This is a genomic window from Singulisphaera photorubra, from assembly GCF_045290345.1.
Classification (GTDB): Bacteria; Planctomycetota; Planctomycetia; order Isosphaerales; family Isosphaeraceae; genus Singulisphaera.
Genome location: NZ_CP155447.1, coordinates 316,792 through 328,527 on the forward strand (window position 1 = coordinate 316,792; position 11,736 = coordinate 328,527).

At 63.3% G+C, this 11,736-nt stretch carries 8 protein-coding genes and 2 riboswitches; of the genes, 4 read left to right on the top strand and 4 right to left on the bottom strand.

What is annotated here, in order from left to right; all coding sequences use genetic code 11:
- Positions 1-321: 321 nt before the first annotated feature.
- The 3 genes from V5E97_RS01165 to V5E97_RS01175 all read left to right on the top strand — a co-directional run bounded on the left by V5E97_RS01165 (position 322) and on the right by V5E97_RS01175 (position 4,475).
- Positions 322-2,448 carry a hypothetical protein gene (locus V5E97_RS01165; protein WP_406697440.1) on the top strand — a complete coding sequence of 709 codons (2,127 nt, stop codon included), beginning with the start codon at positions 322-324 and terminating at the stop codon, positions 2,446-2,448.
- Positions 2,449-2,494: 46 nt separating this feature from the next.
- The gene (locus V5E97_RS01170; protein ID WP_406697441.1) at positions 2,495-2,884 is read left to right on the top strand and encodes a hypothetical protein; all 390 of its coding nucleotides are present in this window, start codon (positions 2,495-2,497) and stop codon (positions 2,882-2,884) included.
- Positions 2,885-3,107: 223 nt separating this feature from the next.
- Positions 3,108-4,475 carry a dipeptidase gene (locus tag V5E97_RS01175; protein ID WP_406697442.1) on the top strand — a complete coding sequence of 456 codons (1,368 nt, stop codon included), beginning with the start codon at positions 3,108-3,110 and terminating at the stop codon, positions 4,473-4,475.
- 120 nt (positions 4,476-4,595) lie between these two features.
- Here V5E97_RS01175 and V5E97_RS01180 read toward each other — a convergent pair whose 3' ends face one another.
- The gene (locus V5E97_RS01180) at positions 4,596-4,748 is read right to left on the bottom strand and encodes a hypothetical protein (protein ID WP_406697443.1); all 153 of its coding nucleotides are present in this window, start codon (positions 4,746-4,748) and stop codon (positions 4,596-4,598) included.
- Positions 4,749-4,855: 107 nt separating this feature from the next.
- Here V5E97_RS01180 and V5E97_RS01185 point away from each other — a divergent pair, with 107 nt between their 5' ends.
- The gene (locus tag V5E97_RS01185; protein ID WP_406697444.1) at positions 4,856-6,463 is read left to right on the top strand and encodes a hypothetical protein; all 1,608 of its coding nucleotides are present in this window, start codon (positions 4,856-4,858) and stop codon (positions 6,461-6,463) included.
- A 201-nt stretch (positions 6,464-6,664) separates the two neighbouring features.
- Here the strand turns inward: V5E97_RS01185 and V5E97_RS01190 are convergent, their stop codons facing one another.
- From V5E97_RS01190 to V5E97_RS01200, 3 genes are all read right to left on the bottom strand, one after another.
- Positions 6,665-7,663 carry a ribonucleotide-diphosphate reductase subunit beta gene (locus V5E97_RS01190; protein WP_406697445.1) on the bottom strand — a complete coding sequence of 333 codons (999 nt, stop codon included), beginning with the start codon at positions 7,661-7,663 and terminating at the stop codon, positions 6,665-6,667.
- A 44-nt stretch (positions 7,664-7,707) separates the two neighbouring features.
- A complete protein-coding gene (locus tag V5E97_RS01195; RefSeq protein ID WP_406697446.1) occupies positions 7,708-10,113 on the bottom strand; it encodes a ribonucleoside-diphosphate reductase subunit alpha in 2,406 nt (801 codons plus the stop codon).
- Positions 10,114-10,247: 134 nt separating this feature from the next.
- The gene (locus V5E97_RS01200) at positions 10,248-10,589 is read right to left on the bottom strand and encodes a hypothetical protein (RefSeq protein WP_406697447.1); all 342 of its coding nucleotides are present in this window, start codon (positions 10,587-10,589) and stop codon (positions 10,248-10,250) included.
- Between the two features lie 117 nt (positions 10,590-10,706).
- Positions 10,707-10,917, bottom strand: a riboswitch (cobalamin riboswitch).
- Positions 10,918-11,169: 252 nt separating this feature from the next.
- A riboswitch (cobalamin riboswitch) is annotated at positions 11,170-11,367 on the top strand.
- Positions 11,368-11,736 lie beyond the last annotated feature (369 nt).

Consider the following 11,736-nt stretch of genomic DNA (forward strand, 5'->3'; position numbering starts at 1 on the left):
ATTACGCCGATCACACCAATAAAACCAAGCCGGCTCGCACACCAACACATCTTGCCCTGGCTGCCCGTTTACGCCGATTTTTCAGCATTTTCCGAAAGGCCATTGAAATCGGCCACTCGAAATGGCCGAAAGAACGGGTGAATCACCCTCGTCTACGAAAAAGAAGAGAACGGCGCGGAGACTTCGACTTGGCTCAGGCCGCTTGCCGACGCGGCACGAGCGCCGCGTCATCAGCCAAGCCGTTCTTTCGTGACATGGGCGGAGGGGTTTGATCGTCGAACGCCTCGGCTTTTCCCCGTGGATGCCCCGGAGATGGACGTAATGCGTTGGCTCGAATTCCGAGGCCATCGGACGCCAGGCCGCGAGGTCTCCCGGCGTGGAGAAAAGGCTCGGCGTCCCGAACTCGAAGGGCTCGAGACTCGTGCCCTCCTGGCCAGCGGCGCCGGCGCAATCTCGGCCCAGGCTTCGGCCCTCCTGTCCACTCAGGACGTGGCGACGTTGCTCCAGCGCGCCGCGGGAGCCACGGCCAGTAACGATGGGATCATCGCCGTGGTCGATCGCGAGGGAAATATCCTCGGCGTTCGCCTCGAAGCTGACGTCTCGCCCACGATCACCGGCACCCCTCAGAATCTCGTCTTCGGGATCGATGGCGCGATCGCCAAGGCGCGGACCGGGGCCTTCTTTGCGAACAGCCAGGCCCCGTTGACCTCGCGGACAATCCAGCACATCTCGCAGTCGACGATGACCCAGCGCGAGATCGAGTCGAACCCCGATATTGCCGACCCGGACTCCACCTTGCGTGGGCCTGGCTTCGTGGCGCCGATCGGCAAGAAGGGCCACTTCCCAGCGCGCGTCATGTACACCCCTCAGGTCGACCTCTTTCTGATCGAGCACACCAACCGCGACAGCATCGTCAGCCCGGGCCCTGACCACATCCGCGGGACGCCCGACGATATCCCCCTGGCGAGCCGGTTCAACGCCGATCCCAACTTCATTCCGCCGGGGCAGGAGATCAACGCGCCGGAGTCTTACGGTTTCGCCACCGGGATCTTACCTGATGCCCAGTCTCGCGGAATCGCGACGCTCCCCGGGGGCATTCCGCTCTATAAGAACGGCACTCTCGTCGGCGGGATCGGCGTCTTCTATCCAGGGCAGACCGGCTTCGCCACCGCGGAGAACTCGTCGCTCAACGACGCCGGCTTCTTCGACCCGACCAGGCCCGACCGCTCCCTCGAAGCCGAGTACGCCGCCTTCGTCGCGGCGGGCGGCAGCAAGCCCGCGGGGGTTTCGTTCAACAACGCCAGGATCAATAAGAAGCTCGGACTCCCCGCTTTCCCGGCTGGGGAAAGCTTCGACCTTCCGTTCGGACGGATCGACCTGGTCGGAATCACGTTGGATATCTTCGGCGGACACGGTCGGCAAGGGCCTCGCAACCTCGTCGATTACGGCCGCACGCTTGGGGTGGGCGACCCGAACAACGGCACCAATCAACCTGTGAACTCGACCGGGGACACACTGCTGCCCGGGTCGCCGGTTCCTGAAGGCTGGCTCGTTCTGCCCCACGCCAGCGCCGATGGAACACTGACGGCCGACGACGTCACCGCGATGATCAATCGCGGGATCGCCGAAGCGAAACACGTCCGCGCCGCGATCCGGCTCCCGCTGAACAGTCAGACCCGCATGGTTTTCGCCGTGACCGACAAGACGGGCGAGGTACTCGGCCTGTTCCGCATGCCCGACGCCACCGTCTTCTCGATCGATGTCGCGGTCGCCAAGGCGAGGAATGTGGCCTACTACGCCGACCCCAACGAGCTTCAGCCGATCGACCAGGTCGCCAACCTGCCCGCCGGGGTGGCGATGACCAACCGGACCTTCCGTTATCTCTCCGAGCCTCGCTTCCCGGAAGGGATCGACGGCAATCCCCCGGGTCCGTTCTCGATCCTCAACGATGTCGGCATTCGCAACGACGGCCCGGCGCTCCCCCCCTCCGCGTTCCAGAGCGTTCAGGGGTTCGACGCCTTCAATCCGCAGTCGAACTTCCGTGATCCGTTCAACGTCGCCAACCAGAACGGCATCGTGTTCTTCCCCGGCAGCGCTCCGATCTACACCGAGGTCGCCGGCAACAGCACCCGGGCGCTCGCGGGCGGCTTGGGGGTCAGCGGTGATGGCGTCGATCAGGACGACGATGTGACCTTCGAGGCCGCGAAGGGCTTCACGCCCCCGCGTGACGTGCTGAGCGCCGATCAGGTCTTTGTCCGCGGCGTGCGTCTGCCCTACCAGAAGTTCAACCGGAATCCGCATCTGGGGATCGGCGAAGCGCCATCGACCCCGATCGTGCCCCAGCCAATCCTTCCCGGCGGCAAGACGGGACTGACGCCCCAAGACGTCCAGCGCCTCCAAAAATTCAATCAGCAAGCCCGGCAAGCCGCGCGAAAAGCAGGGCCTTGATCTGACGTCGGGATGGGCCACCGAAGATCGACCGAGGAGACTGACCGTGCCGCAAGCGAACTGTCTGGCCTTGCTGTTGGCGATCGTCCTGACAGGACCATCGTCCGCCTTCGCCGGCTCCTTTTTCCATCGCCCTGAAGGAACACCGCCGCCCGGTCCCCCGCGTTCCATCGAGCACACGCACCATCGTGCCGGCCACCCGACCCGCATCGCGGACCACGCGAACGCCACGAACGGCCCGAGCTACGTCGGATACTACGTCGGCGGCGGATCCGCCCACGGCGGTTGCTCGCGACGCGTGGAGGAAGGGACCTGGGGCTGGGACTACGAGGGGATCCACTTTCCTCGCCGCGTCTGGCTTTCCTGGAGCCACGGTCGCCGCTCTCAAGGGGGCACTGGAGCCTACAAGACCGACGGCCCGCACATCGGCCATTGACCGCCCGCCCTTGCACCGGCATCCGGAGGCAAGGCCGTGACCGTCGTGCACTTGCAGCCCCGTGTCTGAGACGACCGTCGATCGCCCTGGGCTGGCTCTGACGATTGCCGCTCCGAGCCTGAAAATCTAAAACATGTCCAGGCTTTTTCAGGGAGGGTTTCCTCCCTGACTCATGGCAGTCGCCCTTCCGGGGCGACGTTGCGTCCTTGGGAGGTTCCTGAAAATGCTTTCGGATCGCCAGAGTCGACGACAGTTCCTTCATGCGACGGCCGCCGCGACCTTGGCCGGCCGCATGGGCGTTCGGCAGGCTCGGGCCGCCGAGCTCGGGGTGGAGACCGGTCCCTTTGCCACCGCGAACGAGACGATCCGGAGCGCCAGGCGAGTGGCGCTCTCGATCCTCAAGCCGAGCGAAAAGGAACTGCAACGCGGCCTGGAGCTGCATACCGAAGCGTTAGTGTTCGAGTCATACGGCTTCGCGCCCCGCTGCGCGATCGATGGCGACGTGTTCGCGAAGGCGATCGAGGCCAATGCGCCAGACAGCGAGCTGATCGACCTGCGTGAAGAAATGATGATGACCCGAAACGCGACCGACGAAGGGGAGCGCCGGGAGTTTTTCGAGGCTTTTCAGTCCTCCGGAGTCACCTGCATCTTCCAGAACGCCGGCGAGGAAGGGAACGATCCGCTCCGCCTGCTCAAACGCCTGGCGCGATTCACATTCACTACGGATACCTTGCGCAAGGAGTTGTTCAAAGCCGTCTCGCCCGACGATGTGGTCGCCGCCAAGCAGGCTGGACGCCACTGCCTCGCCTTCACGACGAACGGGGTGCCGCTGCCGCAGCAATGGTTGAGCGATCGCGATGAGTTGCGGATGATCCAGATCTTCCGGGACCTCGGCGTGCAGATGATGCACCTGACCTATAACCGCCGCAACCCGCTGGGCGACGGGGCAGGGGAGCCGAACGACGGCGGCCTCAGCGACTTCGGGCACACGGCCATCGCCGAGATGAATCGACTCGGGGTGATCGTCGACGTGGCCCACTCGGGCTGGCGCACCAGCCTTGAAGCCGCCAAGGCTTCGAGCAAGCCGATGGTCGCCAGCCATACGACCTGCGGTGGCCTCTACAAACACTTCCGCGGCAAGCCCGACGAGGTCGTCCGCGCCATCTGCGACACCGGAGGCCTGATCGGCATCTGCTGCATCCCCCGCTTCCTGGGAGGGTCGGGAGACATCGCCGCGTTCCTCGACCACATCGACTACGCCGTCAAGACCTTCGGCGCCGACCACGTCGCGATCGGAACCGACGTGGCCTATTTCTCGCGGAATGAGGGGACCGAGCGAGCCAAACTCCCCAAGCGTTCCGGCTCGGCCCCGGCCGGGGCCCGCTGGGAACACCTCTGGCCCAAGGATGACTTTCGCGAGTCGCCTCAAGGCATCAAGAGTCTCGCCTGGACCAACTGGCCCCTGTTCACGGTGGGAATGCTCCAACGCGGCCACTCCGAGGAAACGATCCGCAAAATCCTCGGCCTGAACGTCGTTCGCGTCTGGAAGGCCAATCAACCCGCCAAGGCACAACCAGCGGCAGGCGGATAACCCAACCACCTGACGGCCGCCGGCTCGAAGGCCGGCGGCAATCCGGCTCAGGGTGAGGAGGCGCTCACGTACTTCCAGCAAGTGAAGAGCGGGGTGTTGGTCGAAAAAATACGAGATCGGTTAGAGGGCATACTTCCCATCCGCCGGGTTCATCGTGCTCAATAGGACGTTGCTCATCCCGATATCGGATGCGCTCAGGTACTTCACGCCCCAGATGGCATCGGCATAATGCCAAGGGAACGTTCCCGAAGTGGAAATCTTCGCTGCGGCCATGCCCGCGATAATCCTGCGTATCGGGGCGAGTGTTTGACGAAAGGGGGGGGCAGGGCCAAGGCACCGTAAAGGTCCCGACTTGGCAACGTTTGCTGAGGATTCCCGGCATGAATGAATCCGAATGGATCAGCGGCACCCATCCGTGGAACATGCTCCGCTTTCTCGAGCCGAGAGCGAACCAACGAAAACTCCAACTCTTCGCCGTCGCTTGCTGTCGGCGTGCCTCGCCTCTGAGTAACGACCCTCGCCACCAAGAGCTTGTTGAAGCGGCCGAGCAGTTCGCAGAGGGGTTACTGACCGCGGACGCATTCGAACAGATCAGGGATACGGTCGCGGAACTCCCGGAAACGAATCCGGAAAATGCCCCATGGGGACCGTCCTGTTACATGACCGCGGCGACCCTTCACGCGCGTGGCGATGGGTCGGCCAAATTTGCGGCGAGCTTCGCGGCCCGTGGGCTTGCGAGCTTGGCGGGCGAGGAGGATAGCCCGGAGTGGCTCGCCGTCTTGACGGCCGAGGAGACGGCGCAGTGCGATCGGCTCCGGGACATCTTTGGATCCCCGTTTCGGCCGTTCCGGTTTCCACCCGCCTGGCTGGCCAACGAAGGCCGTCCCGCGAGGGAACTGGCCAGAGAAATCGAAGCGAAGATTCGCCACGAACAGGAAGACCTCGCGGCTCTCGCGGATTTGCTCGAGCGGGCGGGATGTGACGACCGGAGCGTCATCAACCATTGCCGGACCCCTGGAACGCATGTCCGCGGCTGCTGGGTCCTCGACGCCTTGCTCGGCCGTGACAGTGCCGTTCGCGAGGGCCTGACGACGGAGGCGGACTGGCAGTCATGCGGCGACCCGGCACCGATCCTCCACTTCCTCCGAGGCAAAGGGACCGAACGGAAATGGCGGCTGTTCGCCGTGGCCTGCTGCCGCCGCATCGAACACCTGATCACGGATGAGCGAAGCCGACACGCGATGGAAATGGCAGCTCGCTCCGCCGAAGGCGCGGCGACCAAAGAGGAGATGGAGAAGGCCCGCGCGATCGCCCAGGAGGTCCAGGACGAAACCTTCCGTGCAGAGTACTCCGTGGAGGCCGAAGAAAACTTTTGTATGACTCCCCGGCACGCCGAATTCTGCCGTCGCTCACTCGTGGCTCGAGCCGCCCGGAGCGCAGTCTGTCGCGACCCCCGGACGCCGGACGCGGAACTCGCCCGCGACGAGGCCGAAGCGTGGCGGCCCAGTGACGAGTGGGCCGGTGGAGCCCTCCGCTTTCATATTTACGAGAACATGCACGAATACAACACGAGCAACTGGCAAGCAGAAGTCGTCAAGCAGGCTGTCCACGTCGTCGATACGGCCGAGCGACGCGCCCATTCTGAGATCCTCTGCGACCTGTTCGGAGAATTATTCGGGCCGCCTGGTATCAATGGCGCTTGGTTACCCATCGGGGAGGACAAGCAGGAGGCCTGGTGCACCTTGCCATCAGCCCTGGTATTCAACTTCCGCCGCGAGTGGTTGACCTGGAATCGTGGGGCACTCCCAAACCTCGCGCGTTCGATTTACGAAGCGGAGCAATTCGACCGTCTGCCGATCCTGGCGGACGCTCTGGAAACGGCCGGATGCACCGAATCCGCGATTCTGAATCACCTGCGCGGGCCGGGTCCGCACCATCGTGGTTGCTGGGTCCTCGACCTGCTCCTCGGCTGGGGATCGCACCATTGAGGTTGGCCGACAGCGATTTACCCTCGAGTCGCTCACGTCGTTGCCGTTGTCGCCGAGGCCTGTGACCCCAGCCACAGAGAACGCTCCGTTACAGGTGATTCGGCCTCTATTGATCCGAAACCAGGGCGCACTGCCGACTCGCCTCGACACACGGCGAGTTGGCAAGAGCTTCAACACCCACAACACACAAATACAACAAATTCAAAATTCTTCACTAAACACAACGTCGCCCGTGACCCCGACCTGATAGGCTGACACTCGCCGTTCGAAGAAATTCGCGAGCTCTTGCACGTCCTGCAACTCCATGAATGCCAGCGGATTCCGCGAGCCGTAGATCGCGGGGATACCGAGGGACTCGAGACGGCGGTCGGCGACGTACTCGAGGTATTTCCGCAGGTCTTGCAGGCTCATGCCCACCACGCCGAAGGAGAGGACGTCGCGGGCGAAGGCGGTCTCGCATTCGACGGCTTCGCGCATCATCGCCACGACTTCGGCTTCCAGGGCGGCATCGAACAGGTCGGGCTCCTCGCGTCGGGCGGTCGTGATCACGTTGAAGGCGAAGGCGATGTGAGCGCTCTCGTCGCGAAAGACCCAGTTCGTCCCGGTCGCCAGGCCGTGGAGCAGGCCCTTGGACCTGAGAAAATAGACGTAGGCGAATGCCGCGAAGAAAAAGAGGCCCTCGATGCACGCTGCGAAGCAAATCAGATTCAGAAGGAACTGCCTCCGATGCTCGCGAGTTTCGAGCCGGTCGAGGCCCTCGATCGAGTCGATCCAGCGAAAGCAGAAGTCGGCCTTGCCCTTGATCGACGGGATATTCTCGATCGCGGCGAACGCCTGCTCACGCTCGGCCATGTCGGGGAGATAGTTATCCAGCAGGGTCAGGTAGAAATGAACATGGAGCGACTCCTCATAGAGCTGGCGGGACAGATACATCCTCGCTTCGGGCGAATTGATGTGCTGATAGAGGTTCAAAACCAGGTTGTTGCCGACGATCGAGTCACCCGTGGCGAAGAACGCCACCAGGCGCTGGATCAGGTGCTTCTCGGCGGGGGTCACGCGACGATCGAGATCGGCCAGGTCGGTCGAGAAGTCCACCTCCTCGACCGTCCAGGTGTTTTTGATCGCCGCCTTGTACATCTCGAAGAAGGCGGGGTAACGCATCGGCCGAAGTGTGAGGTCCATGCCGGGATCGAGCAGCATCAGTTCATTCCTCTTATTGCTTGAAAAAAGCACAGCACAGGGTGTTACTGGCAGGACTCACACGACTCGGGATTTTCGAGCGAGCAGGCGGCCTGACTGGGCGTACCGGGCGAGAGCGAGACGGTCGTCTTGGCGATCCCCGTCGCCGGCCTGGACCGCAGATAATAGGTGGTCTTCAAGCCTCGCTTCCAGGCGTACATGTACATCGAGGAGAGTTTTCCGATCGATGGACTCTCGATGAAGAGGTTGAGTGACTGGCTCTGATCGATGAAGGGGGCGCGATCGGCCGCCATGTCGATCAAGGAACGCATCGGGACTTCCCAGACCGTGCGATAAACGCGCCTGAGTTCGGCCGGAATCTCTTCGATCCCTTGGATCGAGCCTTCGGCCAGCTTGATCCGGTTGCGGACCTCCTCGGTCCAGAGGCCGAGGGCCTTGAGTTCTCTGACGAGGTAGCGGTTGACCTGAAGGAACTCACCCGAGAGCGTCTCGCGTTTGAACAGGTTGGAGATTTGAGGCTCGATGCACTCGTAGGAACCGACGATCGAAGCGATCGTGGCGGTGGGGGCGATGGCGACGAGCAACGAGTTACGAAGCCCATGACGGCGGATGCGGTCCCGGAGTCTGGTCCAGCGTGCCTCTTGTCCCCCTTCCCATCCCCAAAGGTCCATTTGCAGAACGCCGTCGGCCGCCCTGGTTTCGGCGAAAGCGGGGTGCGCCCCGAATTTCTCGGCAAGCTCGCACGAGACGCTCAACGCGTGAAAGTACACCTCTTCCTGGATCCGGACGGACAGACTTCTGGCCTCGGGGGCGTCGAAGGGAAGATTGAGATGGAAGAAGACATCTTGGAGGCCCATCAACCCGATCCCGACGGGTCGCCAGCGCTGGTTCGAGGCAGCCGACTCGGGAGTGGGATAGAAGTTGATATCCACCACGGCATCCAGGAACGGCACGGCCGTCCTGACGGTCTCGGCCAGGGCGTCGAAGTCGAATCCATCGTCGCCGACGTGCTGGATGAGGTTGATCGAGCCGAGGTTGCAGACCGCCGTCTCGCCGGCCGAGGTGACCTCGACGATCTCGGTGCAGAGGTTAGAGGAGTGAACGACGTTGCCCGGGCACTTGGTCTGGTTCGACTTCCGGTTGCACGCGTCCTTGAAGTTCAGCCAGCCGTTGCCCGTCTCCGCCAACGTCTTCATCATGCGGGCGTACAGGTCGCGTGCGGCCACCTGCTTCACGGCCTGGCCCTGCTCCTCAGCCTCGGCATAGGCGGCGTCGAATTCCTCGCCAAAGAGGTCGGTCAAGTGCGGGACCGTCTTCGGGTCGAAGAGCGACCAGGTCGAGCCGGCCTCGACCCTGCGCATGAACAAGTCGGGAACCCAGTTGGCGAGGTTGAGGTTGTAGGTCCGGCGGGCCTCGTCGCCGGCGTTGTCCTTGAGTTCGAGAAACTCCTCAATGTCGGCGTGCCAACTCTCGAGGTAGACGCAGCAAGCCCCTTTGCGACGGCCCCCTTGGTTGACCGCCGCCACCGACGAGTCCATCGTCTTGAGCCAGGGGACGACGCCGTTGCCGTGTCCGTTGGTCCCCTGGATATACGACCCGCGCGAGCGGATGCGGTGGTAGGCAAGGCCGATCCCGCCCGCATATTTCGAGAGCTTGGCGATATCCGCGTAGCGGTCGTAGATCGACTCCAGGCTATCCGCGGGCGAGTCGAGCAAATAGCAGGAGGACATCTGCGGCCGCGGCGTTCCCGAGTTGAACAAGGTCGGCGAGCTGGGCATGTAGCGGTGCGACGCCATGAGCTCGAAGAGGTCGAGGGCATCGGCGACATTCCGGGAAAGGCCGCAAGCCACGCGGAGGAAAAAATAGGCAGGCGTTTCGATCACATCACGGGTGGTCGGATGGCGAAGCAAGTAGCGGTCGTAGACCGTCCGTAGCCCGAAATACTCGAACTTGTCCCGGGGGCTCGCGGCCGCGGCGTCGTTGAGCTTTCGGGCGTCGGCCGCCACTTGCCGGGCGGTCTCCGCCGCGATCAGGCCAAGCCGGTGCCCGGTCGCAACCGCCTGCGAGAATGAGTGGATATCCTGATTCATCACCTCTTTGGAGATATAGCAGTCGAGCAGGCGGGCGGCGAGCTGCGAGTACTCGGGCTCCTCGGCGATCAGCGAGGCGGCCGTCTGGATCGAGAGCTGATCGAGCTCGCGAGTGGTCGCACCGTCGAACAGGCCGCCGATGGTTTTCACCGCGATCCGCATGATATCGACGCCGGGCAGTCCGCCCGACGTGCGCCGGACGGCCCGGACGATCTTGTTGACGTCGACCGGCTCGAGCCGGCCGTTCCGCTTGCGGACGTGCATGCCGGGATCCTCATCCGGATCGAGGGGTCCGTTGGGGGAACTGCCGTTGCCGTGCGCGTGCCCGTTGACAGGGATGAAATCAAGATCGACGGCCATGAACGGCTCCGATTCCTTTGGTGAGGAGAGTGTGGGCGCGGCTCGTCGCCTCCCGCTAACCGGGATCGACCTGAGGCCCGCGACCGACTTGGGATACCGGAGCCGTCTGGAGACGGTGCCGGCCGGAAACGGTTTCAGCGAATGCCGTGAGCAGCGACAGGTACCCTTACGACGCGTTGGCGGGCGGCCCGAGCCGCGGCGAGAAGCGCAAACGCGGGGGCCTTGACCACTTCGCAGCATCGTGTGAGGACCGAGCAGGGCGGGGCCGCGACAGCGCAAGGGGGCCGCCCCTCCAGCGAACGCGGAGTGACGCAACCACCGACGGCCTTGCCGGCGAGCAGTTCAGGGAGCAGTTCAGCGAGCAGGCGGCAAACCATGACCGCGACGATGGCGGCGGCCCGAGGGGCCGAGCAAGTCACGAGGGAACGCCAGCGAGAGTGGGTTCCCGCGCAATCGCGATCGGTGGGGGAATCCATGGCTACAATCCTTCCTGCCGGTCCGGGCAGATGGGGTGGTCGGACCGACAGAGCAGGAGTTGTCCGCGTGCGCAGACTGTAACCATGTCCTGCCTGCATGCCTGGGTCCGAGGCACCAAGACGATCGCACGACAGGCAGGTCTTCTGGCTTACGGCTCGTAGCGATTCTCGGGCAACCTTCCCTCGATCCGGCTCCTATGGCCGCGTCGAAGTGGCATCACACCCGAGGCTCTGACCGATTACAGCAGCGGCCCTGCGCCGGATTCACACCGGCTTCCCTTTTCATCCATTCGCTCTCGCGAATAGAACCTGTCGAGATGACGAATCATAGAGCCTATCGGGTCGAGGGTCCAGTCGCCTCCAGGAAATCCCTCGGCCGGCCGATTTTATCGTGCGACCACGATCCCATCGGAAACCTGTTGCTTCCACATATTTCGCCAAGGTATCCGCTGATCGGCTGGGAACACGATCCCTCCATTCGTTTCGTTCTATTCAAATTTAAAGATTTCCTTTGCAAAAGGCCGGCCGAAAGTACGACCCAGCCGGCGTCCTGCTTGACAAAAAAATCGCCCCTCCGTTCTAATAAGAATCCTCGACAGGTGCCGCCGCCCCGAATTGGGGTGGGGGAGAATAGGGAAGACGGTGAGAATCCGTCGCGGGGCCGCCGCTGTAATCGGACGGGCACCGGACTGACAATGCCACTGCCGCGAGGTGGGAAGGCTGTCCGGAGCCAGAAAGTGCCGTAAGCCAGAAGACCTGCCCGTCGAGATGCTGTTCCGATGCTTCGGTCACAAGCATCCGGGCGGGCCGCTCGCAGACCGTCTGCAACGCGCCGTGCGCCGGTGGGCCGAAGTGATCCCTCACGCCCGGCCCGGCGGAAAGGTCTGCGCCCAATGTCGACTCATCATCCTCTCGCCCCACCTCACAGGCTGCATACTGGTTGTCTCGCATTGGCGACGACAAATCACGAAGACATCCTCGGCTCGTTCGACGTCTCCGGTGAACCTCACCGGCCCTTGGTTCGAATCCGGCCACTGGGCCACTGAATCCATTCGAGCCACCGCCACAGTCGGGCGCGTCCGATTTCGGGTCGCCCTGACGACGAACGTCAGACCCAACTCTCCCGAAAGCGGCGAGCAACCGGCCG